At 51.3% G+C, this 24895-nt stretch carries 26 protein-coding genes and 2 tRNA genes; 18 read left to right on the top strand and 10 right to left on the bottom strand.

All coding sequences use genetic code 11. The features are described from left to right. Positions 1-19: 19 nt before the first annotated feature. The 9 genes from CHB59_RS09015 to CHB59_RS08975 all read left to right on the top strand — a co-directional run bounded on the left by CHB59_RS09015 (position 20) and on the right by CHB59_RS08975 (position 7046). Entirely contained in the window at positions 20-1714 is a 1695-nt protein-coding gene (locus CHB59_RS09015) for a tetratricopeptide repeat protein (protein WP_089375908.1), read from the top strand. After that, complete coding sequence (lolB, locus tag CHB59_RS09010; protein WP_089375907.1) at positions 1714-2322, top strand: lipoprotein insertase outer membrane protein LolB; 609 nt, start codon at positions 1714-1716, stop codon at positions 2320-2322. Before CHB59_RS09015 ends, lolB begins: the two co-directional genes overlap by 1 nt. An 8-nt stretch (positions 2323-2330) precedes the next feature. Next, a complete protein-coding gene (gene ispE / locus CHB59_RS09005; protein WP_089376026.1) occupies positions 2331-3200 on the top strand; it encodes a 4-(cytidine 5'-diphospho)-2-C-methyl-D-erythritol kinase in 870 nt (289 codons plus the stop codon). An 18-nt stretch (positions 3201-3218) separates the two neighbouring features. Next, positions 3219-3295 (top strand) — tRNA-Gln (locus CHB59_RS09000). Between the two features lie 94 nt (positions 3296-3389). Further along, positions 3390-4325: a ribose-phosphate pyrophosphokinase gene (locus CHB59_RS08995; RefSeq protein WP_089376025.1), complete on the top strand. Its 936-nt coding sequence runs from the start codon at positions 3390-3392 to the stop codon at positions 4323-4325. A gap of 106 nt (positions 4326-4431) precedes the next feature. Next, entirely contained in the window at positions 4432-5064 is a 633-nt protein-coding gene (locus CHB59_RS08990) for a 50S ribosomal protein L25/general stress protein Ctc (protein WP_089375906.1), read from the top strand. Positions 5065-5136: 72 nt separating this feature from the next. Beyond that, a complete protein-coding gene (gene pth, locus CHB59_RS08985) occupies positions 5137-5715 on the top strand; it encodes an aminoacyl-tRNA hydrolase (protein ID WP_089375905.1) in 579 nt (192 codons plus the stop codon). 27 nt (positions 5716-5742) lie between these two features. After that, positions 5743-6828 carry a redox-regulated ATPase YchF gene (gene ychF / locus CHB59_RS08980; protein ID WP_089375904.1) on the top strand — a complete coding sequence of 362 codons (1086 nt, stop codon included), beginning with the start codon at positions 5743-5745 and terminating at the stop codon, positions 6826-6828. 141 nt (positions 6829-6969) lie between these two features. Then, positions 6970-7046: transfer RNA gene (locus CHB59_RS08975), tRNA-Met, on the top strand. A gap of 553 nt (positions 7047-7599) precedes the next feature. Here the strand turns inward: CHB59_RS08975 and CHB59_RS08970 are convergent. The 3 genes from CHB59_RS08970 to CHB59_RS08960 all read right to left on the bottom strand — a co-directional run bounded on the left by CHB59_RS08970 (position 7600) and on the right by CHB59_RS08960 (position 9115). Then, complete coding sequence (locus tag CHB59_RS08970; protein WP_089375903.1) at positions 7600-7833, bottom strand: hypothetical protein; 234 nt, start codon at positions 7831-7833, stop codon at positions 7600-7602. Between the two features lie 150 nt (positions 7834-7983). Further along, positions 7984-8253 carry a hypothetical protein gene (locus CHB59_RS08965; protein ID WP_089375902.1) on the bottom strand — a complete coding sequence of 90 codons (270 nt, stop codon included), beginning with the start codon at positions 8251-8253 and terminating at the stop codon, positions 7984-7986. A 151-nt stretch (positions 8254-8404) separates the two neighbouring features. Then, positions 8405-9115 (bottom strand): ankyrin repeat domain-containing protein, encoded by a 711-nt coding sequence (locus CHB59_RS08960; RefSeq protein ID WP_089375901.1) that lies wholly within the window; start codon positions 9113-9115, stop codon positions 8405-8407. Between the two features lie 621 nt (positions 9116-9736). Between CHB59_RS08960 and CHB59_RS08955 the strand changes: the two genes are divergently transcribed. Next, positions 9737-9973 carry a hypothetical protein gene (locus tag CHB59_RS08955; protein WP_089375900.1) on the top strand — a complete coding sequence of 79 codons (237 nt, stop codon included), beginning with the start codon at positions 9737-9739 and terminating at the stop codon, positions 9971-9973. 68 nt (positions 9974-10041) lie between these two features. On the opposite strand, the gene CHB59_RS08950 is transcribed toward CHB59_RS08955, so the two are convergent. Both CHB59_RS08950 and sodC read right to left on the bottom strand, forming a co-directional pair. Beyond that, entirely contained in the window at positions 10042-11613 is a 1572-nt protein-coding gene (locus CHB59_RS08950) for a phospholipase D family protein (protein ID WP_245835106.1), read from the bottom strand. A 33-nt stretch (positions 11614-11646) separates the two neighbouring features. Continuing rightward, the gene (gene sodC / locus CHB59_RS08945) at positions 11647-12159 is read right to left on the bottom strand and encodes a superoxide dismutase family protein (protein ID WP_089375899.1); all 513 of its coding nucleotides are present in this window, start codon (positions 12157-12159) and stop codon (positions 11647-11649) included. A 169-nt stretch (positions 12160-12328) separates the two neighbouring features. Here sodC and CHB59_RS08940 point away from each other — a divergent pair, with 169 nt between their 5' ends. Continuing rightward, the gene (locus CHB59_RS08940) at positions 12329-12595 is read left to right on the top strand and encodes a hypothetical protein (protein WP_143738710.1); all 267 of its coding nucleotides are present in this window, start codon (positions 12329-12331) and stop codon (positions 12593-12595) included. Between the two features lie 252 nt (positions 12596-12847). After that, positions 12848-14515, top strand: coding sequence for a YbaL family putative K(+) efflux transporter (ybaL, locus tag CHB59_RS08935; RefSeq protein ID WP_089375897.1), 1668 nt, complete (start codon positions 12848-12850; stop codon positions 14513-14515). Between the two features lie 6 nt (positions 14516-14521). On the opposite strand, the gene CHB59_RS08930 is transcribed toward ybaL, so the two are convergent. The 3 genes from CHB59_RS08930 to CHB59_RS08920 all read right to left on the bottom strand — a co-directional run bounded on the left by CHB59_RS08930 (position 14522) and on the right by CHB59_RS08920 (position 16758). Then, positions 14522-15640 (bottom strand): GNAT family N-acetyltransferase, encoded by a 1119-nt coding sequence (locus CHB59_RS08930; RefSeq protein ID WP_089375896.1) that lies wholly within the window; start codon positions 15638-15640, stop codon positions 14522-14524. Positions 15641-15768: 128 nt separating this feature from the next. After that, positions 15769-15981 carry a lipoprotein gene (locus CHB59_RS08925; protein ID WP_089375895.1) on the bottom strand — a complete coding sequence of 71 codons (213 nt, stop codon included), beginning with the start codon at positions 15979-15981 and terminating at the stop codon, positions 15769-15771. A 213-nt stretch (positions 15982-16194) separates the two neighbouring features. Next, complete coding sequence (locus CHB59_RS08920) at positions 16195-16758, bottom strand: EF-hand domain-containing protein (RefSeq protein ID WP_179212124.1); 564 nt, start codon at positions 16756-16758, stop codon at positions 16195-16197. 345 nt (positions 16759-17103) lie between these two features. Here CHB59_RS08920 and ompR point away from each other — a divergent pair, with 345 nt between their 5' ends. Both ompR and CHB59_RS08910 read left to right on the top strand, forming a co-directional pair. After that, a complete protein-coding gene (gene ompR, locus CHB59_RS08915; protein WP_089375893.1) occupies positions 17104-17832 on the top strand; it encodes an osmolarity response regulator transcription factor OmpR in 729 nt (242 codons plus the stop codon). A 12-nt stretch (positions 17833-17844) separates the two neighbouring features. Continuing rightward, a complete protein-coding gene (locus tag CHB59_RS08910) occupies positions 17845-19209 on the top strand; it encodes an ATP-binding protein (protein ID WP_281252025.1) in 1365 nt (454 codons plus the stop codon). Here CHB59_RS08910 and cysG read toward each other — a convergent pair. Further along, positions 19139-20533, bottom strand: coding sequence for a siroheme synthase CysG (cysG, locus tag CHB59_RS08905; protein ID WP_089375891.1), 1395 nt, complete (start codon positions 20531-20533; stop codon positions 19139-19141). The two genes, CHB59_RS08910 and cysG, sit on opposite strands and share 71 nt — an antisense overlap. A 145-nt stretch (positions 20534-20678) precedes the next feature. Here cysG and miaB point away from each other — a divergent pair, with 145 nt between their 5' ends. Genes miaB through CHB59_RS08885 form a run of 4 tightly spaced genes read left to right on the top strand, consistent with a single transcriptional unit; the run spans position 20679 to position 24320 of the window. Then, a complete protein-coding gene (miaB, locus tag CHB59_RS08900; RefSeq protein ID WP_089375890.1) occupies positions 20679-22007 on the top strand; it encodes a tRNA (N6-isopentenyl adenosine(37)-C2)-methylthiotransferase MiaB in 1329 nt (442 codons plus the stop codon). A gap of 8 nt (positions 22008-22015) precedes the next feature. Next, a complete protein-coding gene (locus tag CHB59_RS08895; RefSeq protein ID WP_089375889.1) occupies positions 22016-22996 on the top strand; it encodes a PhoH family protein in 981 nt (326 codons plus the stop codon). Between the two features lie 2 nt (positions 22997-22998). Next, positions 22999-23448 carry an rRNA maturation RNase YbeY gene (gene ybeY, locus CHB59_RS08890; RefSeq protein WP_089375888.1) on the top strand — a complete coding sequence of 150 codons (450 nt, stop codon included), beginning with the start codon at positions 22999-23001 and terminating at the stop codon, positions 23446-23448. A gap of 8 nt (positions 23449-23456) precedes the next feature. Then, positions 23457-24320, top strand: a complete 864-nt coding sequence (locus CHB59_RS08885) for a CorC family transporter (RefSeq protein WP_089375887.1) — start codon at positions 23457-23459, stop codon at positions 24318-24320. A gap of 75 nt (positions 24321-24395) precedes the next feature. Here the strand turns inward: CHB59_RS08885 and mscL are convergent, their stop codons facing one another. Continuing rightward, complete coding sequence (gene mscL / locus CHB59_RS08880; RefSeq protein ID WP_089376023.1) at positions 24396-24815, bottom strand: large conductance mechanosensitive channel protein MscL; 420 nt, start codon at positions 24813-24815, stop codon at positions 24396-24398. Between the last annotated feature and the right edge of the window lie 80 nt (positions 24816-24895).

Below are 24895 nucleotides of genomic sequence, written 5' to 3'. Positions count from 1 at the left end.
AAGTGAGATATCCCTGAACATGCCTATCCGCAAAAAGATCGCCATCGCAGTGACTTGCGCTGCAATATCCCTGGGTATCACCAATACCGTCAGTGCTGCAGCCAAGAGTGGAAATACGCCGTTCCAAGCAACACTTTCAGGTGAGTTTGTATATAAATACTTGATTGGTGAGATTGCTGGACAACGTGACCAGCTTGACTTGTCGAGCGCCCTGTTTCTTGACCTTGCAAAAAGCAGCCAAGATTCGCGGCTGGCAGAGCGTGCAGCCAAAACCGCCGTCATGAATAACGATGGACGCACCGCCATTGAGGCAGTCAACCTGTGGTCACAGCTTGATCCCGCTTCTACAGAAGCCCATCAGGCCCTGACCCAGATGCTGATCAATATCGGCAAGCTGAATGAGGCAAAACCACATCTCAAGCACCTCCTGGCCAACGAAGAAGGCCGGGCCAGCGGCTTCATGTTCCTGAACAATCTGCTTGCCCGCCAACAAAACAAGGCCGAAGTACTGGCACTGATACAGGAGCTGGCCCGAGACTATCCTGACCTGCCAGAATCCCACTTTGCCGTTGCCCACGCTGCATGGGGTGCAGGCAATATTGATCTCGCCACCAGTGAGCTCAGCCAGGCAGATAAATTGCGTCCAGGCTGGGAGATGGCAGCGCTGATGCAAGGACAGATCCTGCTGGGACAATCCCCTGCACAGGCGGAAAGCTTCTATCGCGACTTCCTGGAACAGAATGACAATGCCAATGAAGTCCGGCTGGCACTGGCACGCATTCTGGCAGGAGAGAAGAAGTTTGATGAAGCAAAAAACGAATTTATCAAGCTGATAGAAGCCTCCAACGGCAACCCGGAGATTTTGGTGGTCATTGGCCTGCTTTCGCTGCAAGCCAACCAACTGGATGAAGCCGAGACATACTTCAAGGATGCCTTGAACAAGGAATTCAAGGATAAAAGCCAGATCTATATTTACCTGGGGCAAATCGCCGAAAAGAAACGCAACGACGACGAGGCCTTGCAGTGGTACAACAAAGTCGCGACGGATGACATACGCTACGTCGACTCGCAATTAGGTGTGGCAAACGTCATCACTCGTCGCGAAGGCATCGATGCAGCCATCCAATCACTGGAAAACCTCCCGAACCTGACGGAAACCCAGCGCGCAGCTGTCATACACGCCCAGGCCAATGTACTGACACAGGCCAGGCGTTACCAGGAGGCATACGATCGCCTTGAACTGGCAGTCAGCACACTGCCCAATACGCCAGAGATTATTTACGATTTTGCCATGGCGGCTGAACGTATCGACAACCTGAACACCATGGAGCGCGAACTACGCAAACTCATCAAGATACAGCCCGAGTTTTCCCAGGCATACAATGCTCTGGGCTATTCACTGGCTGACCGCAACATCCGCCTTGAAGAAGCCAAAACCTTGATTGAAAAAGCGCACGAACTCAGCCCCGATGATCATTACATCATCGACAGCCTGGGCTGGGTACACTATCGCCTCGGCAATCTCGACAAGGCTGTGGATTTTCTGCGCCAGGCCTATTCCCAGCAACCAGACCCGGAAATTGCCGCACACCTGGGCGAAGTACTCTGGCAACAAGGCAAGCATGATGAGGCTGTTAAAACCTGGGATTCCGCACTGACTGCCTTCCCGGAAAATGAAGTGCTGCTCAGCACCAGCAAGAAATTCAAGCGCTGATGTGGTCTACAGTCTGCAGGCACTGGTCACTGGCCGGGATCATGTTGATACTGGCTGGCTGTGCCAGCGTTCCTCCCGCCATCCAGCCCAGTACACCGGAAATTCATCAGCAGCACCTGGCGGACCTGGCAACCATCCAGCAATTCCACCTCAAGGGACGCATCGGCGTACAGACTGACACGCGTGGGTTCTCAGGCTCCACGCAATGGCAGCACTCCGCAGCACAGGACCAGATTGCCCTGTTCTCTCCCCTGGGCAGCCAGGTTGCCTCCATCACCCGCACTCCGCACGGGGTCAACCTTGTGACAAGCGACAACAAACGCTATGAAGCAACAGATGCAGAAACCCTGACGGAACAAAACCTGGGTTGGCGCCTGCCGATGAGCGGATTATCAGACTGGGTACTCGGCCGCCCTGACAAACATGCAGTAGACACGGTGCAATGGGATGAAGCTGGCCGCATCACCAGCCTGGAGCAAGATGGCTGGCATATTGAATATGGCCAATACGTTCTCACCGATAATCATCAACTGCCTACAAGAATTACCCTGCGCAACGCCAGCAAACTGACACTCAAATTGATAGTACAGCAATGGCAGATACAGTAAACGCCACCATGCACGACTTCCAGCCATTCCCTGCACCAGCAAAAATCAATCTGTTCCTGCACATCACTGGCCGTCGCCCTGACGGCTATCATTTAATGCAAAGCGTATTCCGCCTGCTGGATTTTGGCGACACCGTCCATATTCGCCCTCGTCATGATGGCGCCATCTGCCGCACAGAGCCCATACCCGGCGTCGCGGAAATTGATGATCTATGTATCCGTGCCGCAACATTGCTGCAGCAACATACAAACAGCAAGATGGGTGCCGATATTCACGTTTCCAAACACACCCCGATGGGAGGAGGCCTGGGTGGCGGAAGTTCAGACGCCGCCACTGTGCTGCTTGCGCTCAACCACCTCTGGCAACTGGGACTGAAACGCGAAGAACTCATCGCGCTGGGGCTGCAACTGGGCGCAGATGTCCCTTTTTTTATTTTCGGCCAGAACGCCTGGGTGGAGGGAATTGGTGAAAAACTTCAACCAATTCAACTCCCTCACACTTGCTATCTGGTCATCACCCCCAGAGTGCACATTTCCACAGCAGAAATTTTTTCATCAAAGGAATTGACAAGGGACACGAAACCCACCACAATGGCGACCTTTCTGACGGGCATGGTTCAAAACGACCTCGAAACCGTAGTGAGACAGCAGTATCCGGAAGTGGCGAAAACCCTGATTTGGTTGTCGCAGTTTTCCAAGGCTCGCATGAGTGGATCTGGTGCATCGGTATTCGCAGAATTCGAGAATCAGGAGCAAGCAGAAGCTGTACTTGCCAGAGTCAAGCAAACACGCGAACTGCAGCAATATGCAGATTGTGAAGTGAGTGGATTCTGTGCACATGGATTGAATCGACATCCATTGTACACTTTAGCTGACTGACAGAAAGCAACGGTCAATTGGGGAGTCGCCAAGCTGGTTAAGGCACCGGATTTTGATTCCGGCATGCGAAGGTTCGAATCCTTCCTCCCCAGCCAGAATAAAAGCGTGTAACTTAAAAATTACACGCTTTTGTTTTTTGCACGCGATTTATCTCAACACATAAGGATTCCAACTGTGGCCAAGGGCGACATGATGGTATTTACCGGCAACGCCAACCGTACGCTTGCCGAAGAAGTGGTAAACCACCTGGGAATAGAACTGGGACAAGCCACAGTTGATCGTTTCAGCGATGGCGAGGTGATGGTCGAGCTGCTGGACAATGTCCGCGGCAAGGATGTATTCATCCTGCAATCAACCTGTATGCCGACCAATGATCATCTGATGGAAGTCATGGTCATGGTGGATGCGCTGAGGCGCTCCTCCGCTGCACGTATCACGGCAGCCATTCCCTACTTCGGCTATGCGCGCCAGGATAGACGCCCCCGCTCTGCACGTGTTGCAATTACCGCCAAGGTAATCGCCAACATGCTGACAACCGTCGGCGTCAACCGCTTGCTGACGATGGATCTGCACTCTGACCAGATTCAGGGGTTCTTCGATATTCCTGTAGACAATATCTACGCCACCCCTATCCTGCTCAATGATCTGGTGCAGCAGAAGTACGAAGATCTTGTAGTAGTATCTCCGGATGTTGGTGGTGTGGTACGTGCCCGTGCAGCAGCCAAGCATCTGAATGTAGACCTGGCCATTATCGACAAACGTCGTCCCAAGCCCAATGTGGCCAAGGTCATGAACATCATTGGTGATGTGTCTGGACGTACTTGTGTATTGATGGACGACATGGTGGATACAGCCAATACATTGTGTGAAGCCGCGATTGCGCTGAAACAACAAGGTGCAAAGAAAGTGGTAGCCTACTGCACACACCCGGTCCTGTCCGGTGAAGCTGTCTCACGCATCACCAACTCAGAACTGGATGAAATGGTTGTCACCAACACGATTCCATTGCGTCCGAACGCACAACAATCCCCGAAAATCCGGGTGGTCAGTGCAGGAGAACTGTTTGCGGAAACCATACGCCGCATCAGCAATGAAGATTCAGTCAGCTCCCTGTTTGTAGAATAAACAGGAGCATGGTTCCGGTGGCTGTGAAAACAGCCACCTTTTCTGTTATCTGGTCGCGGATAACAGGCAAACCCGAGGCCGGAAGGCCTTTTTTAGGAGTAGTAAAATGGCAATTGTAATTAAAGCAACCACACGCGAAGGCAAAGGTACGGGTGCGAGCCGCCGTCTCCGTCGCGCTGGTAACGTTCCTGGTGTTGTATATGGTGGTGACAAGGAAGCAGTCAGCCTGGACTTCAACCACAAGGACCTCTTCATGGAGTTCCGTCATGAGGCATTCCATGCTTCCATCCTGACACTGGAAGTGGATGGCAAGAAAGAACAAGTATTGCTGCGTGACTACCAGCTGCATCCAGTTCGCAACACTATCCAGCACATTGATTTCCAACGTGTAAGCGCCAGTGAAAAGATTCACGTAAAGGTGCCTTTGCACTTCATCAATGCTGATGTTGCTCCTGGCGTGAAGCTGGGTGGCGGTATCGTCAGCCACATCCTGACCGAAGCAGACGTAAGCTGCCTGCCTAAGGATCTGCCAGAATTCATCGAAGTGGATCTGGGCAATCTGGAAGCTGGTCAATCCGTTCACCTGTCCGAAATCAAACTGCCTAAGGGCGTAGAATTCGTACAACTGGCTCATGAAAACGATGCTGCAGTTGCATCAGTTTCCAAGCCACGTGGCGGTGCAGCAAGTGATGCCGATGCTGCTGAAGGCGAAGCAGAAGGTGAAGCTGCTGCCGAATAATTCCGGCATACATGCTTAAACGCGCGTCCTGGGCAACCAGGGCGCGCGTATTCATTTTAAAGAGTCAACTTCATGAACGGAATTAGGCTTTTTGTCGGTCTGGGCAACCCCGGCCCACAATACGAAGACACACGCCACAACGCGGGTTTCTGGTGGATAGACCAGGTCTGCGCACAAACCTCCAGCAAAACCAGCCTGGAAGCGAAATTCTTTGGCTTGAGCGGACGCCTGAATGGTCAAACTGATACCTGGCTGCTCAAACCTACCACATTCATGAACGCCAGCGGCCGCTCAGTCGCCGCACTGGCGCGTTTTTACAAAATTCCTGCAGAAGCCATCCTGGTCATCCATGACGAACTAGACCTGCCACCCGGCACAGCCCGCCTGAAAAAAGGAGGCGGTCATGGTGGTCACAACGGCCTCAAGGATATCGCCGCCCAACTCGGCACCAATGACTTCTGGCGCCTGCGTCTGGGCGTAGGCCACCCCGGCGACCGCAATGCGGTTGTCAACTATGTACTGCGCCCTCCCTTACGCGATGAAATGCAGCAGATAGAATACGCGATGGACGACAGTACACTCGTATTGCCACAACTGCTCGAAGGCAAGTTCGAGGAAGCCATGCTCAAACTGCACACCAAGACCAGATAATTTAACTTTAGGAACAGGCAAATCACCATGAAATGCGGAATTGTTGGCCTACCCAACGTAGGAAAATCCACCCTCTTCAACGCGATTACCCGCGCCGGCATCGAAGCTGCCAATTACCCGTTCTGCACCATAGAACCCAATGTCGGCATTGTCGAAGTCCCGGATCAACGCCTCAAACCGCTGATTGACATCGTCAATCCGCAGAAAATCCAGCCTGCCATCGTCGAATTCGTCGATATCGCCGGACTGGTAGCCGGCGCATCCAAGGGCGAAGGCCTGGGCAACAAATTCCTCGCCAATATCCGTGAAACCGATGCCATTGCCCACGTAGTGCGCTGCTTTGATGATGGCAACATCGTCCACGTAGCCGGCAAGGTTGACCCACTGGCAGACGTTGAAACCATCAACACCGAGCTGGCCTTGGCCGACATGGAAACCGTGGAAAAAACCCTGCAGCGTGAAAGCAAGAAAGCCAAATCCGGCGACAAAGAAGCCATTGCACTCTGCGCCGTTCTGGAAAAAGTTCAGAAACACCTGGATCAAGGCAGCCCCGTACGCACACTGGGCCTGGATGAAGACCAGATCAAACTGATCAAACCCCTCTGCCTCATCACCATCAAACCGGTCATGTACCTGGCCAATGTCGATGAAGGCGGTTTTGACAACAACCCCTTACTGGAAAAAGTCATCGCCCTGGGGCAGCAGGAAAATGCGCCCGTGGTCGCCATCTGCGCCAAGATCGAAAGTGAAATTGCCGATCTGGAAGACGAAGACAAAGCCATGTTCCTGTCGGAACTGGGACTGGAAGAACCAGGCCTCGATCGCGTCATCCGCGCAGCCTACGACCTGCTAGGCCTGCAGACCTACTTCACCGCAGGCGTCAAGGAAGTTCGCGCCTGGACCGTGCGCAAAGGCGCCACCGCCCCACAAGCCGCTGGCGTCATCCACACCGACTTCGAACGCGGCTTCATCCGCGCAGAAGTCATCGCCTATGCTGAATACGTACAGCACAAAGGAGAAAAAGGCGCTCAGGAAGCCGGGAAAATGCGTCTGGAAGGCAAGGATTACATCGTACAGGATGGCGATGTCATGCATTTCCGCTTCAACGTCTAAACAACAACAAACAGCATCATCATGCAAAAGCCAGGGAATGTTACTCCCTGGCTTTTTTATCCTCTAAAACCCTCAAGAAATCTTTGACATTCTACGCACAAGAAAATAGAATAGCGGGCTTGGTTGAATCCATTGGGTTCTGGTGATGTAGCTCAGCTGGTTAGAGCACAGGATTCATAATCCTGGGGTCGAGGGTTCAAGTCCCCCCATCACCACCATACAGCTTCACAGCTATTCAATCCAAGCCAACAAGGCCCGTTGATCCTAAAGATCGCGGGCTTTTTTATTTGGTCAATCCAGATATAGCTAGCTCCCCCTTATCAGCGCTCCGCGTTCACGTATGCCTCTTGCCAATATAGATATAGTGCATTGGGTCTGCCCCCTACTTTTTATTTCCTGTAGGTTCTCCACCAATCTTCAAAAGTAAAGCCAACGCCACAGAAGAATCCCGCTGGAATACAGGCAAGAAACCACCGGCAATACCCCTCAAAACCATCTGTTACCCAAACACCGCTTAACCATCTTATAATTAAAGGTTCATAAATAAAAATACAAAAAAGGATAATAAAGACTAAGAATACAGTCCAAAATATCCAGCGGGTTAAGAAACAAGTGGATAAATCTTTAATCATTTAAAAAGTTTTTAATAATAGGAGACAGGCCACGTTTATGACAATACACCATCAATGCTCCCATGCGTCACGCGTATATGTCTCTTGTCAATATGGATACAGTGCATCATTGTGGCCTGCCCCCCTATTATTCGCAAGGCTACTGTCTTGCGATCGCAACCAACCTCTGTAATTCAGCAAGGCTAAGTTTGAACTCTTCACCCATATCCATCGCGCCTAGTTCCTCCAGCCACTGATCAACGTCGCGGTCAATTCCGCGAACGTGTTTCAACTTTGTGGCGTATGCCCATTCCGCGATCCGCGAATGATCGAGTTCATCGCCGACGAGAAAAACTTCGAGCTCGTGGCTAAAAATTTCCTTCGTATAGCTCATTGCTCCAACTCCGTCCCTATAGGTAATAATAGGTTGGTTACAGGCCACAATTATGGTAATGCATCATCAGCGCTCCCATGCGTCACGCGTATACGTCTCTTGCCAATATGGATATAGTTCATCATTGTGATTTCTCCCCTATTATTTACTCTATTTCAACCATTTTGATTCTGGATTCTTAGCTCTAATTTTAATATCCACATATTCTTTAACAGTATATAAGACAGCAATTATCAGGCTTGCGGGTATGCACGCCTGATAAAACCTTATGGCCCTTTCAGCAGAATCCCATCTCCATTGATCGGCAAAAATCCAAGAGTGAATTGGGTAGTAAAGCTCTGCAAAAGTAATTATGACTAGAAAAACACATAAGCCAATAAACCACATTACAAAAAACAATCCAACTAAATGTTTTAACATTTAATTCTCCGGGAAATTATTTCCAACATTAACAATAGGAATCAGACCACGTTTATGACAATGCATCATCAGTGCTCCCATGCGTCACGTGTATATGTCTCTTGCTAATATGGATACAGTGCATCATTGTGTCCTGCCCCCTATTATTCTGTTATTGATTACGCATCAGACGATCAATTATTTCTAGTGCCTTAACTTTTAACTCTTCTTGTCCAGCGCGAGGACTCTTTGCGAGGGCCATTTTCTTCGCCATTGCCAAATCATGGGTATATCCGTGATTTAATACCCAAAGTGCATAATCAAACTGCACATTGAACACTGCAGCACTAAATGCAGACAGTGGCCCATTTGAATAATTAATATCCGCACCACGTTGCAATAGCAATTCTGCACAATCCATATGAAGATTATTAATTGCCATCATCAGAGGACTGTTGGTGCCATACGCCAGATTTGGATCACCACCATGATCCAGCAGCAGTTGCAATGCTTCCTTGCGGCCACCAGCGGCAGAAAGCCAGACAGGTGTCCCTACTCCATTAGGTTCATACTGGTTGGGGTCTGCACCCAACTCAAGTAACAATTTCATAGCCGGGAGATTTTTTCGAACCAACATCCAGATCAATGGCGTGGCACCATCCTTGCCGAGAGTATTCACATTCACTCCACTGTCCACCAATCGCTTGGCTTCCTTGGTGTCATGTCTGTCCACTGCTTTCAATAGCTTGACTACGCCTTCATCATGATTGAATGCTTCTTGTATTGATCTCCCGGCGAGGGGCAAGTTACCCGCACACGACAACAGGGAGAGAATCAGCAAGCAGATTCCAGATAATATTGTTAGTTTTTTATATTTATTCATGATGGTTATTTCTGGAATAGAGAGAAGTTAGCATGCAGTTAATAGGAATAATAAAGAATGATTATGAGAATGTATCACCATTGCTCCCATGAATAGGATATTACTCTGTCTATTATTTTAGTGGTCTATCTTCATATTGCCGCCATGATTGCTGGACGATGAGTTCAGTCGCACAGCTTCACGCTGTCAGGCCTGATATTACTCTGCAATAGATTTGAAATTTCCACTCGATACATTTGTTGTCAATGTTGTTAAGTGCCTGATCATCAGTAGGATTCCGGCCTTGCAGAGCGATGAATATTTCCCGCTCTGTGCAGGATGCTCCTGCTACAGGTCTGCCTGGCGGCTTTGCTACATTCTCGGCTTTCGGGTTGGGGTCTATGCGATTGTCTCAGGGTAGAGGGCTTTTTATTACGTTACTTTATGTTTTATCAATCCTCCGGATTAGATTGATATTGATATATGCAGGGTTTCTGCTTTTTTGCTGAATAGGTGAATAGGTGAATATTGATAATTAAATTTATTTCACTGATTAAATTCTATATAATCATCCCAATTATAGAAATTTCATTTCAGTAATACATTTATCGACAATTTTCATTTCAACAACAGGATCAAAAAATGGCAGCCATTGATACTAAGAGAGAAAAACTTCAACAGAAAATTTCTGCTCTGACAGAGCAATTACAAGCACTGGAACAAAAGCCAGCTCAGCTGAACCGTCAAAGTGATGGGATGCCGGAGCTGATTGCTGCATTTGACGCAGTTGTGAAAACCAACAAGGTCGCTGCAGTAGATGTGTTCGAAGTGTTGTTGAAAGCGAAGCGTACGGGCCTTACCCTGACAAAGAAAGCCTGATAAGCAGCGTTCTTTCCAAGGCGGGATCATCCCGCCTTTTCTTATTTCCAGTTTCCAGATTCAGCAGGTCAGAGCATCCAGTCGATGGGCAGGATGGAGAGAAATCTGACTAATATCCGCTGTACCAGGCTGGTGCCTGGCTCAATATCATAGTGTTGTTCGATACCGTCCTGCTGTGATATCCAATATATGCTGTTATTTTCATTGAGCCTGACTTCGTAGGCACTGCGCGGGATTTCGTCATCCAGTACTTTGACTGCGCGTTTTGCCAGTACAGGGCTGTCAATGACAAATCCCAGTTCTGTATTCAGCCTGGCTGAGCGTGGATCAAAGTTGAATGATCCGATAAATACATATCGATCATCCACGGTAAATGTCTTGGCATGCAAACTGGAGCCTGAGCTGCCAAATGCGCCCAGGTGGTCTGATACTTTATTCCCGTTTCCCTGTCTGCGCATTTCATACAGCTGGATTCCTGCCTGTAATAATGGTTTGCGCCATTTGGCATATCCTGCATGCACTGCAGCAACATCGGTAGATTCCAGCGCATTGGTCAGGATGCGTATTTTGACGCCTCGATCTGCCATGGCGGTGAAAAAGTCGGCTCCTCGCTGTGTCGGGACAAAATAAGGGGAAACGAGATTGATATCTGAATGGGGATGACGCAGGATCCGGGCAAGATCGGTGATCATCAGTTCGCTTTTTTCTACATCCCCTGTCACTTTGTCGGGGCTGTCGCTCATCAGTTCGACTTTTGCCCAGTCAAATTCATGTTGTCCGTCAAGAAAATCCCGGATGAACTGGCTACCACTCAGTGCCTTCAGGTAGCCCTCTCCTGCCATGGTTTGTTCTGCTTTTTTCGCCGCCTGGGCCAGCATTGCAAGTTTGTCTTGTGGTGCCTTGGGGACCAATATACTGACCGGATATGCAGAGACGCTGGCCCAATAGCGATCAAAATCCTGTGAGGTATCATCCACGACGCTGCCAATTGCCATGACGTCCAGATCAGCAAACAATACGCTGTCTGTTGCGCCAAAATATTCATCCCCGATATTCCGGCCGCCAATGATGGTGACCAGGTTATCGGCAATGAATGTCTTGTTATGCATGCGCCGGTTTAAACGCGAAAAATCTGTCAGGTAGCCCAGTGTCTTGAATGTGCGAAAGGGAAAAGGATTGAACAGGCGTACTTCTATAAGCGGGTGGCTATCCAGTGCTGCAAGCCGGGCATCCATTTCGCTGCCGGATATACCATTGTCATCCAGTAGCAGGCGTACCCGGACACCCCGCTCAGCTGCTTTGTGCAAGGCATCAAGCAATAGTGTGCCGGTATTGTCATCACGCCAGATGTAGTATTGAACATCCAGGGTTTTCTGGGCAGATTTGGCCAACATCATGCGCGCAGCAAACGCGCTGTAGGCATCCAGCAAAGGCATGATGCCCGATTCTCCCGGATGTGCTTTCCCGAGAGGCTGCAACGTTTTGCCCAGCGTGGTGCTGACTACCTCCTCTGGTTGGAGCGCAACAGAGGATGGTTTATCGCTGTCCCGGACTTGTGGCAATCCACACGCAAACAGGGGCAGGATGAAGATAAGCAGCATCCATTTCTGCCACCAGCCTGCAGCACCACGCCAGGACATGCTCATATCAATACTATTTCAGGTATATAACGCTTACTGGATGACTCCGCAGGCAATACGTCCGGCACCACCGCCCAGTTTTTCAGGATGATCAGAATGATTATCGCCGCCTGCATGAATCATGAGGGCATGACCGCTCATATCCTGCAATTTGAGCCGGGGTGCCAGCACAGGCTGGTTCGCTACGCCATTGGCATCCACAAATAACGGAGGCAAGTCGCCAATATGGCCATCACCCCATGGCGTCCCATGTTTGTTGGCGTTTGCAGGGTCCAGGTGGCCCCCGGCTGCTCCTGCAGGAACACGTTTTCCACCTTGCTCATTGGTATCACAGCTGGGATTCTGGTGGACATGGAATCCATGCAGCCCAGGGGAAAGCCCTTTGAGCGCGGGTGTCAATACAACACCATATTTGCTTTCAGTCACTAATATCTGCCCAACGCTTTCGCCAGTCCCGGCTTCATCAACCAGATAAACAGGCACTGCAATATCGGCCAGCGCAAAATTGCTCGATAGTAATAACGATAATATTAATACCTGCTTCATATATTCTCCTTAATATGAGATTAAACTCAGAATTAGTTCAATATGGTCATGGTGCTGATAATCACTGGTTACGTCAAATTCCCAGGAAAATTTGAATCATCTGTCTAGCCATAATCCATGCATAATATCAGTCAGTCCGAACTTACCATGAAAACAGGAGACTCTTATAGTGGCTAGCCGAAATCAACAATGGAGCACTCGCTCCTGGCTCTGGCTATTTATCTTTGCATTGATGGCTGCTGCCTTGCTGTATTACATACTGGGCAATTCTTCCGCCCCTGACAGCCAGGAACAAGGCAGTGATCGTGCTGCAATCAAGGATTGCTGGCAGCGGCACGCGAACTCACCGCTTTCCCCGACTGAACTGAAATATGTGGCTGAGGCCTGCGAGTTCATGGAGAACGAATTCATCCTGAAATATAGGCAAGACCCCTGATTCTGTTGCTCACGAGGGATAAACCTCACAGCTCATCATCAGGGCACGGGGTTGGGCCCTCTTGCGGCTTGCTGCATCAGACGTTGCAATACAATAATAAACTTGCCCCAATGCTCTGGTGTACCTGACGCAGCTCATATTAGGAGTTGCGTAAGCTCATACGATTGGGTTAATTTCCAGTCACACTACTTGCTGCACCGTTCAGCCAAGTCATGATCAAATAATATCTCGCAAGTTGGAAAGGTTATCTGGATGGAGCATACGCCGTTAATTGCCACCATAGTTGGAGGGTTGGTATTGGCGTTTATTTTTGGCATGCTGGCCAATCGCCTGCGCATGCCACCACTGGTAGGCTATCTGATTGCCGGCGTTATTGTAGGCCCTTACACCCCGGGTTTCGTTGCCGATGCCAACCTTGCTCATGAGCTTGCAGAAATCGGCGTGATCCTGCTCATGTTCGGAGTTGGGCTGCATTTCTCCCTGCGTGACTTGCTTGCGGTTAAATCCATTGCCATCCCCGGCGCAATTGTACAGATCGCCATCGCCACATTATTCGGCCTGACACTGGCGCTAGCCATTGGCTGGCCTCTGGGCGAAGGATTGATTTTTGGCCTGGCCCTGTCGACAGCCAGTACCGTGGTATTGCTCACCGCCCTGCAGGAGCGACGCATTCTGGAAACCAAGCGCGGCCAGATTGCCATCGGCTGGCTGATTGTCGAGGATATCGCCATGGTGCTCACGCTGGTGATGGTGCCCGCCTTGAGCAGTATATTGGGCGGCAGTGGCGCTGACCTGAATGGCCACACATTACTGACCACCATGGCCATTACTGTTGGCAAGGTCATTGCCTTTGTTGCTGTCATGCTGCTGGTTGGAAGGCGCATCATTCCCTGGCTGCTTGCACGCACTGCCGCGACTGGCTCACGCGAGCTGTTTCGTCTTGCCGTACTTGCCATTGCCCTTGGCTTTGCCCTGGGTGCCACTTATATTTTTGGCGTATCGTTTGCCCTGGGTGCGTTCTTTGCCGGCATGATCCTGAGCGAGTCCGAACTCAGCCACCGGGCGGCGGAAGAGTCCCTGCCATTACGCGATGCATTCGCCGTATTGTTTTTCGTATCGGTCGGCATGTTATTCGACCCTTCCATCCTGCTACGGGAACCATGGCTGATCATTGCCACATTGTTCATCATCATTATCGGCAAATCACTGGCAGCATTTGCTATCGTGCTTGCCTTCAGGCACCCGTTGGGCACGGCCCTGACCATTTCAGCCAGCCTGGCACAGATAGGCGAATTTTCATTCATCCTGGCCTCACTTGGCATTTCACTCGGATTATTGTCCGATACAGGGCGCGACCTCATCCTCAGCGGGGCCATTCTCTCCATCCTGCTCAATCCTTTGCTTTTTGTCGGGCTCGACCGCCTGAAACCCTGGTTGCTGCAACGTGAGGAGAAAAAACAGTTCAAGGGTGAAAGCGGCACGCGCCTGATTTCCTACCCTTACCTCCATGCCCATGCCGTGCTGATTGGATATGGCCGTGTAGGCAAACTGGTGGGAGCTTCGCTGCGCCAGCAGGATCAGCCATTCATTGTGCTGGAAGACCAGCCGGAAGTGGTGCAGTCCCTGCGTGAGCAAGGCATGCCCGCATTATGTGGCAATGCTGCTGCTCCCGGCATGCTGGAAGCCGCCAATCTCAAATCCGCCCGCTGGTTGCTGGTCGCAATCCCTGATGCACTTGAAGCTGGCCACATCATTGAGCATGCACGCAAAATCAACCCGCAGATCGAAATAGTGGCCCGCGCGCACTCGGATGCGCAGACTGCGCACCTGGAAAAACAGGGCGCATCCTACACCATCATGGGTGAGCGGGAAATTGCCAAGGGTATGGCGAACTGGGTACGCGCAGGCGTGGAATGGTAGCCTGCGTCAGGCCTTGCGGTAAGGTTGTCGCTCATCCAGTTCCTGCTGATAGTGCGCAATGCCAGTTTGCTCACGAGTGGTAAACTGACTGACTGCTGCTGCAAACTCCGGATGTGCCATCTGATGAAATGAGCAGGTTTCCCTAGGCATGAAGCCGCGTGCCAGTTTGTGCTCCCCCTGCGCACCCCCCTCGAAAAACCGGATGCCGGTTTCTATGCAGAACTCCTGTGCCTGGTAATAGCACAACTCGAAATGCAGGTTGGGAACATAAACCAGAGCACCCCAATACCGCCCATACAAACTGTGCTGGTCATAAAGGTTCAAGGCAGCGCCAATATAGCGCCCCTCATATTCAGCCAGCACCAGCATGACATTATCCGGCAGGCATTTTCCAAGCTCGTGAAAAAACGCCTGGGTCAGGTAAGGCTTGGAATGATGCTCAAGATAGGTATTGAGATAGCATTTATAGAAAAAATTCCATTCTCGCTCCGTAATCTCATGGCCACGCAATCTTCGGCATATCACTCCTGATGCCGCAACTTTACGGCGCTCTTGCCTGATTTTCTTGCGCTTGTCATGCGTCAGGGTCAGAAGAAACTCATCAAAACTGGCAAAACCCGGGTTCTGCCAGCGGAACTGTACGCCCTGACGCCTTGACCATCCGGGCGCATTCAATGCCTCTGCACTCTCAGGATCGGGAAACAGGATATGAACAGAGGACAACTGCAATTGCAGCATGACATCACGCAATGCTTCTGCCATGTGCTTCCGCACAGCTGCATCCTGTGACAACAATCTGGCACCCGTAATAGGTGTAAATGGCACTGCCGCCACCAGCTTGGGATAATACTCCAGCCCATGCTGACCATAAGCCTCCGCCCAGGACCAGTCGAATACGTATTCACCATATGAATGGTGTTTCAAGTACAACGGCACAGCACCTACCAATTTGCCATGCTGGCGGCATAGCAGAGGCATAGGCTGCCAACCCGTTCCCTCTCCCACTGAGCCACTCTGTTCCAGAGCTCCGAGAAATGCATGACTGAGCAATGGAGACCCGGCCGACAAAGCATTCCATTGTGTGCTATCCAGATCACGCACGCTTTGCGCAATTGTCACTTCCATCGGTTTTTCCCGTCTTGCTTATTGCTGGATAGAGTAACAAAAAAATACCACTGCACGTGGAATGACGTTGCAGTGGTACTTGATGACCTCAGGATGTCTCAAAATAGAGACATCCATCTGTGTTTAGTCTATTTGCGCTTGCTTACCGAATCCACACCATGACCGATCACACCGCCAATAGCAGCACCACCAACTGTGCCAAAAGAACTGCCGCCGGTCAGCACTGCGCCTGCTACGCCGCCAATAGCAGCACCTGTTGCTGCGTTTTTCTGGCGTGTACTTAATCCAGAACAGCCACTCAACATCACCACAAGCAAGATGCCAACAATTGATTTATTCATTTCATTTTCCTTAAATACGACAACAAGTATTGCATAAGTAAATATCATGCAAAAACCAGGCCAGGTTAAAATTCACATATATATCAGTGAATTAATATATCTACACTGACATTTCCCGAGTCAATTTGTCGCTAACGCCAGACAAAAGAAAAGCACTGTCCCGGCAAGGCAGTGCTTCAAGGTTTCACAAGGAAGTTTATTATAGGAATTCAGTCATAGCGCGCGCTTGGTAGCAAGCGCACTCATATCCTTAACGCGTGCAGGAGTAGGTTCGGCCACTTCCTGCAACTCTTTTTCTTTCTTATCAAGATTTTTGTGCTGGCGCTCGGCAATACGCATCTGCATTGTTTCCAGCTCACTCATGGTGATCATGCCGTCATCATTCAGGTCAAACTGCATAAAATGCCGTGCCACCTGCGGCAGCATTTCTGTTGCCTCTTCACGGGAAATCACACCATTTCCGTCTTTATCTGCTTCTTGAAAACGCGCAAGCAAGCGTTGCCGCATCAACTGTCGGCGCTCCTCAATCTGAGCATGGGCAGCAGCACCGCTGCGAGCGTATTCGTCCAGGTCCCGGCGCAGTCGCTGGCGATCTTCATTCGAAATCTTTGCATCAAGCCGCTGGAGGATGTGAGATGTAGGTAATTCCTGCATGTCATCTTCCACCACCTCATCACTGGCATTGCGGACACCTGCAGCATAGGCCACGTTAACACACCCCAGTAGCAGTGCTGTCAACAACAACTGGTGAGGGAAAACAAAACTTTTCGTTACCATCAACATAAAGCTAAACCGTACACTTGCAAGATCATAGATTCACTCGCCTTTGCTTATAAGCTTGCCTACTTGTTTCTGTTCCAGCAAATAACTGCATACTCTCAGTTCAAATATTGCTCAATTTTGCTACTGAACAGGCCTTGAATGAGGCGACATCATCCCCCATTGATGTAAACTGAGTGTTTCACATCGACTTCTCAATGTAAAAATTTGTAACAAACGATTGATGCAGAATGGCACGCCTGGATTTTTCAGGGGCTGTGACAACCACAACCCACACACAATGGAATGCCGCTAAGTAAATAATACTTTTCATCACCTACCATTTCCGCAGAAAATACCATTATGCAAACCTCTTCAAAAAAAATACTCATGGTTGACGATGACCTGCGCATGCGCGAGTTGTTGCAACGCTATCTTGGTGAACAAGGCTTTACCGTCAAGGCTGTTTCCGATGCCGGAGAGATGGATCAGGTACTAGCTCATGAGCATATCGATATCCTGGTGCTGGACCTGATGCTACCCGGTGAAGACGGGCTTGCCATCTGCCGCCGCCTGCGTGCAAACGGCAACACAATTCCCGTTGTTATGCTGACAGCACGTGGAGATGAGATTGATCGCATCATCGGCCTGGAAATGGGGGCAGATGACTATCTGCCCAAGCCATTCAACCCTCGTGAATTGCTGGCTCGTATCAACGCCGTCATGCGCCGTCACAGCCGCCTGCCACCTGGCACACCAGTAGCGGAAGCCGAGAACATCAGCTTTGGTGATTTCCTTTTTGACCCATCCACACGCACACTGACCAAGAATGGCGAGCCGGTTACCATTACCAGTGGCGAGTTTGCATTACTCAAAGTATTTGTTGATCACCCGCGACAACCCTTGTCGCGCGACAGGCTGATGCAGCTTGCAAGAGGACGTGAGCTGGATGTGTTTGACCGCAGTATAGACGTACAGGTCTCCCGCCTGCGCCGTCTGATTGAACCTGATCCTTCTCACCCGCGTTATTTGCAAACCATGTGGGGATTTGGCTATGTCTTCGTACCAGACGGCGAAACCCAGAAAAGCTAACAGCCGGACATCGTGAGTCTACTTCCCCGTACCTTACTGGCGCGTGTCATGCTGCTGATTGCCCTACTGCTTGCAGTGGGGCAATTTGCTGCTCTCAAGCTCTTTGATTATTTCGAGAGTGAGCCTCGTGCCATGGCAGCCGCTTTACAGGCTATTACCGTCGTCAACTATACCCGGGCATCGTTACTCGCTGCCCATGAAAACCGCCGCCTCGCGCTACTGTCTGAGCTGTCCGGCCGCGAGGGTGTGCGTATCTACGCCGCCGACATGCTGGAAGAAATCGAGCCGCTACCCCGTGATTACCTGATCCGCATGGTTGCAGAAAAAATCCGCGAGCGATTGGGCAAGGATACTCTGGTCGTACTCAATCACTTCGGCATTCCCGGCCTGTGGGTCAGTTTCAGCCTGGGACAGGATGACTACTGGGTCGTCATTCCCCGCATCCAGGTCGATCGCCCGTTTCCCTGGCAATGGCTGGGGTGGGGAGCGCTGGTCATCATGCTCTCCCTGCTGGGCGCTTACCTGATCGCCTCCAACATCCATCAGCCACTGCGCTTGCTGGTCAAGGCTGCAGGACGACTCAGTAGTGGCGAATACCCTCCTCCCTTGCCGGAAGAAGGGGCGCACGAATTACGCGAAGTCAGCCGTACGTTCAATGAAATGACGGAAGCGCTTGTGCGGCTGGATAACGAAAGAACCCTGTTATTGGCAGGTATTTCCCATGACTTGCGTACCCCGTTGGCGCGCCTGCGCCTTTCTGTGGAAATGCTGCCGGATAATGAATGTGCCAGCCTGAAGACTGGCATGATCCAGGATATTGGCGATATGGATAGCATTATTCACCAGTTCCTGGATTTCGTACGCGGCATTGAAGGTGAACCAACCCAGATGATGGACCTGAACACCTTGCTGACCTCCATTGCTGACCGCCATATCCGGGCCGGGCGTAAACTGGCAGTCTCGCTGGCGCCGACCCACCTGATTCCATTGCGCCCCCTGGCGATGCAGCGCTTACTCACCAATCTCATTGACAATGCCTTTGCCTATGGCAGCAATGAAGTCACCGTCAGTACCCGCATCACGGCGGGCAATATCATCGTCAGCGTACTGGACAATGGGCCTGGCATTCCTGCAGCACAAATGGAGCGTCTATTGCGTCCATTTGAGCGGCTGGATACTGCACGTGGCAACAAAAGCGGTAGTGGCCTGGGCCTGGCGATTTCAGACCGCATCGCCAAATTGCATAAAGGCCAGCTGACCTTGCTCAATCGCCCGCAAGGCGGCCTCGAAGCCCGACTGACCTTGCCTATACAACCTCAGGTGACGGCGCAAACCAAGCAAGCTTTTCGCGTAAACGTACAACCTCGCCGACAATAATCAGGCAAGGTGCCCGTAATTCCGCGGTTGCAACCAGTCCTGGCAATGTCGCCAACGTACCGTCCACGACGCGCTGCCTCTGTGTTGTGCCTTGCTGCACGATGGCAATAGGCAATGTTTCCGGAGCGCCATGCGCTATCATCTGGCGGCAGATCTCCGGCAAGCCTACCAGCCCCATGTAGATCACGACTGTCTGCTTGGGTCGCACCAGGGCCGGCCAGTCCAGATTGACTGTACCATCCTTTAGATGCCCCGTGGTGAACAGGCATGACTGGGCATAATCACGGTGTGTCAGGGGAATCCCGGCATAGCTGGAAACCCCGTTTGCCGCCGTAATGCCCGGCACAACCTGGAATGGAATATCGTTGTCCATCAGTGTCTCGATTTCTTCACCGCCGCGCCCGAAGATAAAAGGGTCGCCTCCCTTGAGGCGCAAGACACGCTTGCCTTCTTTTGCCAACCGCACCAGCAGCTGATTGATATCTTCCTGTGGCAGTGTATGCTGGTCACGTGATTTTCCGACATAGATCAACTCAGCATCGCGCCGTACCAGCTCCATCACCTCCCGGCTCACCAGTTTGTCATAGACACAGACATCAGCCTGCTGCATGAGGCGCAAGGCGCGGAATGTAAGGAGATCAGGGTCTCCAGGCCCACCACCAACCAGGTAGACCTCACCGTAGTTCAACTCACCGTTGCCATCCAGCACTTGCCGCATCGCGCGACTGGCAGCCGCCTCCTGCCCCGACAATACTTGCTCACCTATAGCACCCTGAAATACTTCTTCCCAGAAAATCCTGCGCTGCTGCCCATTACTGAAACGAAGTTTCACCTCATCCCGGAACCCGGCAGCAAATGCCGCCAGCCGGCCATAGGTGGATGGAATCATGGTTTCGATACGCGTACGCAGCATACGCGCCAGCACAGGTGCAGCCCCGCCGCTGGATATTGCAATCAGCAAAGGAGAACGATCCACGATGGAAGGCATGATAAACGTACATAATTCCGGGGCATCCACCACATTGACCGGGATATTCCTTGCCTGGGCTGCTATCGATACATCCCGGTTCACTTGCTCGTCATCAGTTGCAGCAATCACCAATGCAGCTTCATCCAGGCATTCAGGCTCAAAATGCATTGCCTGGTGATGAATGGCACCCTCGTCACTCAATTTTCTCAATGCTGGATGCAGCTCAGGCGCCACTACTGTAATGCTGGCACCCGCACGCTGTAACAGGCTGACTTTGCGACTGGCGACATCACCGCCACCTATGACCAGGCAGGGGCGATGACGTATTTTCATGAAGATTGGCAATGTTTCCATGGGCGACATTTTACTCCGCGATTGGCTTTCCGCAGTAGCTGGGCTAAAATGAAACCTTACCCTACTGTTTTTTCTACGCTATTTTGCAGCCTGTAACGTTCACTCTTCATTTCTCTGGTGCTTCAGTCGCCATCTGCCAAGCTGTATGAGTTCACCCAAAAAAGTCTTTATCAAAACCTTTGGTTGCCAGATGAACGAGTATGACTCGTCCCGCATGCTGGATATGCTGCATGCCGCTGAAGGCATGCAGACCACGGAAAACCCGGAAGAGGCAGACGTCATCCTGCTGAATACCTGCTCGGTGCGGGAGAAGGCACAGGAAAAAGTATTCAGCCATCTGGGGCGCTTCGGCCCACTGAAGGAAAAAAATCCCGATCTGGTCATTGGTGTGGGCGGATGTGTCGCCAGCCAGGAAGGCGAGAGCATCGTGGCCCGCGCACCCTATGTGGATGTCGTGTTTGGCCCGCAAACCCTGCATCGCCTGCCGGAAATGATCCAGTCCAAGCGCCAGACCGGAATTTCGCAGGTGGATATCAGCTTCCCCGAAGTGGAGAAATTCGACCACTTGCCGCCACCACGCGTCGAAGGCGCCGCCGCATTTTTGTCCATTATGGAAGGTTGCAGTAAATACTGTACCTTTTGCGTGGTGCCGTATACGCGCGGTGATGAAGTCTCCCGTCCGTTTGACGACATTCTGACCGAGGCCATTCAGCTTACCGAACAAGGTGTCAAGGAAATCACCCTGTTGGGACAGAATGTCAATGGTTACCGTAGTGAGAACGCTGAAGGCGAGACTGCCGACCTGGCCATGCTGATTGAGTACCTGGCTGAAATCCCGGAAATAGAGCGCATCCGCTACACCACTTCACATCCCAACGAAATGACACCAGCGCTGATTGACTGTTACGCCCGCATTCCCAAGCTGGTTTCACACTTGCACTTGCCAGTGCAGGCAGGCTCGGACCGCGTACTCATGGGAATGAAGCGCAACTACACCGTGCTGCAATACAAATCCATTATCCGCAAGCTACGCGCCGCAAGGCCGGATATCTGCATTACTTCTGATTTCATCATCGGTTTTCCCGGTGAAACCGAGCAGGATTTCGAGGCCACCATGAAGTTGATGCGTGATGTTGGTTTCGATTTCAGCTTCAGCTTCACCTACAGTCCACGCCCCGGCACACCAGCCTCTTATCTGCCAGATGATTGCAGCGCTGAGGAAAAACAGGCCAGACTATTGCGCCTGCAGGCCTTGAATGAAGCCCAGGGCAAAGCCATCAGCCAGTCCATGGTGGGCAGCGTGCAACGTGTGCTGGTTGAAAGTGTCTCCGCCAAAAGCAGCAGCGAACTTGCCGGACGCACAGATAACAACCGTGTCGTCAATTTTCCCGGCGATGCAAAACTGATTAACCAGTTCGTCAACGTAAGGATTACCGAGGCTGCCTCGCATACCTTGCGCGGCGAACTCATATAGGATCATACGTGGAGTTCACCCTACAACCGGAAGACAACCTACGACTTGCCAATCTATGTGGCGCGCTGGATGAAAACCTGAAACAAATTGAAGATGCACTGGATGTCAGCATTTCGCGCCGTAGCGCTCATTTCCGTGTTGCCGGCAGCCAGGCCAATGTCCGGCTGGCAGCCCAGCTGATAGAAAACTATTATGCCCGCGCCAGCAAACCGGTCAGCCTGGAAGAAATACAGCTGGGCCTAGTAGAGCTGGATCGGTTATCCCCAGAGCAAGTCAACCCAGATATGCCTACCCTGATGACCAGGCGTCAGGATCTGCATGGTCGCACACCGCGCCAGGTCAGCTATCTGCAACAGATCCAGGATTATGACATCACGTTCGGCATCGGCCCGGCAGGCACAGGCAAAACCTACCTGGCAGTCGCCAGTGCTATTGATGCCATGACCCGGGATCGCGTCAAACGCATTGTACTGGTACGTCCGGCAGTCGAGGCAGGAGAGCGCCTAGGCTTCCTGCCTGGTGATTTATCGCAGAAAGTCGACCCCTACCTGCGTCCGCTTTACGATGCCTTGTATGACTTGGCCGGTTACGATGCCGTGAACAAAATGTTCGAGCGGGGTGCCATTGAGGTTGCACCCCTGGCGTATATGCGAGGCCGCACGCTCAACCAGAGCTTTATCATTCTGGATGAAGCACAAAATACAACACCGGAACAAATGAAGATGTTCCTGACCCGGATTGGCTTTGGCACCAAGGCAGTCATCACGGGTGATGTGACGCAGATCGACCTTGCCCGCGGCCAGAAAAGCGGGTTGGTGGAGGCACAGAAAGTACTCAAGGATGTACGTGGCATTGCTTTCACGCAATTCCTGTCAGAAGACGTTGTGCGCCATCCGCTGGTGCAGAAAATCATCAATGCCTACGAGCGTTATGACAGTGACCGCCATGCACAACCCGACGCAGACAAGCACAAGGCCAGCAAGGAATAACCATGCCCAAGCTTGCCATGACAGTGCAATATGCCAGTGAAAGCAGCCATATCCCCACCGAAAAGCAATTCCGCAAATGGGCGCGTGCCGCACTGCGTGTCGATACTGAAGTGACATTGCGCATTGTCGATGCGGAGGAAGGTTTGATGCTCAACCGCGATTATCGCGGCAAGGATTACGCCACCAATGTCCTGACGTTTCCCCTGACAGAAGAACCCTGGCTGATCGGCGACATCATCCTCTGCGCTCCCGTGGTGGAAAAAGAAGCCCTGGAGCAGGGTATCAGCCTGGAAGCCCATTACGCACATCTCACCGTACATGGCATACTGCACATGCACGGTTATGATCACGAAGAAGAAGCCCAGGCTGAATTGATGGAGTCGATAGAATCCACCACCATGATCCAGCTGGGCTATGCAGACCCTTATTTATCAGAAAAACAGAGGCCTTAACCTCCACCATGGCAGAACCTGACAAACGCAGCACTACCGATAAACCCCACTGGCTGGAACGCCTGACCAACTTCCTGCTACGCGAACCTGAAGATCGCGAGCAACTCATCGGGCAACTTCATACTGCCTACGAAAACAGCCTTCTGGATGCCGATGCACTGTCGATGATAGAAGGCGTGCTGCAGGTTTCCGAAATGCAAGTGCGCGATATCATGATTCCGCGCTCACAGATGGATGTCATCGACATTACCGACCCTCCCGAAATCTTCATTCCGTTTGTCATTGAAGCCGCACACTCACGCTTTCCCGTGATTGATGAAAACAAGGACGACGTCATCGGCATCCTGCTGGCCAAGGACTTATTGCGTTTTTACAGCGGCAATGCATTTGACGTACGAGAAATGTTGCGCCCAGCTGTCTTCATCCCGGAATCCAAACGCCTCAATGTGTTACTCAAGGAGTTTCGCAGCAACCGCAACCATATCGCCATTGTGGTGGATGAATACGGCGGTGTTGCCGGCATGGTCACGATTGAAGATGTGCTGGAGCAGATCGTGGGCGATATTGAAGATGAATTCGACGAAGATGAAAACGAAGACAATATCATTCAGGATGCGCATGGTCGCTACCGGGTGAAAGCGCTGACCGAGATCAGCGATTTCAATGAAATCCTGGGCACCACCCTCAGTGATGAAGAGTTTTCCACGATAGGCGGCCTGGTCGTCAGTAAGTTTCAGCACATGCCCAAACGTGGAGAGGAAGTCAGTTTCGACAATCTCAATGTCACGGTATTGCGCGCCGACAGCCGCCGCGTTCACTCCTTGCTGATCGAACTACTTCCTACACCGCAGGAAACAGATGGAAACACCTAATATCTCCCTCTGAAGTGCAGCATAAAAAAGCGATGCATGATGGCATCGCTTTTTTATTGGTGGTTAGTCCCGGCTTTATTTTTTCAGGGAATCACGGATTTCACGCAACAGCACAATATCCTCTGGCGTCACTTCCGGCGCTGCAGGCTCTTCCGCCTTCAATTTGTTGATGGCGCGAATCAGCAGGAACACCGCAAATGCCACAATCAGGAAGCTCACTATCGCGTTGATGAATACACCATAGTTCAGCGTAACTGCCCCAGCAGCCTGGGCTGCTGCGACAGATGCATAAGGAGATGCTACTTCTGCTCCATCCTTGAGCACAAAGAACAAGTTACTGAAATCCACATTGCCCAGCAAAAGGCCAATCGGTGGCATGATCACATCGTCCACCAGCGATTTCACGATAGAGCCAAAAGCAGCGCCGATGATAATACCCACAGCCATGTCAACCACGTTGCCGCGCATCGCAAAGGCCTTGAATTCCTTGAACATTTTATCTCCCATCAAATAAGTTGTTTGAATAGTACATGCCTAGCGCATGCTTGATAGCATTTCCAGCCGTTATAATGCAA

The organism is Methylobacillus rhizosphaerae, from assembly GCF_900187985.1.
Classification (GTDB): Bacteria; Pseudomonadota; Gammaproteobacteria; order Burkholderiales; family Methylophilaceae; genus Methylobacillus; species Methylobacillus rhizosphaerae.
Note: the sequence above shows the minus strand (reverse complement) of the source record. Positions and strands in the feature narration are given on the sequence as shown.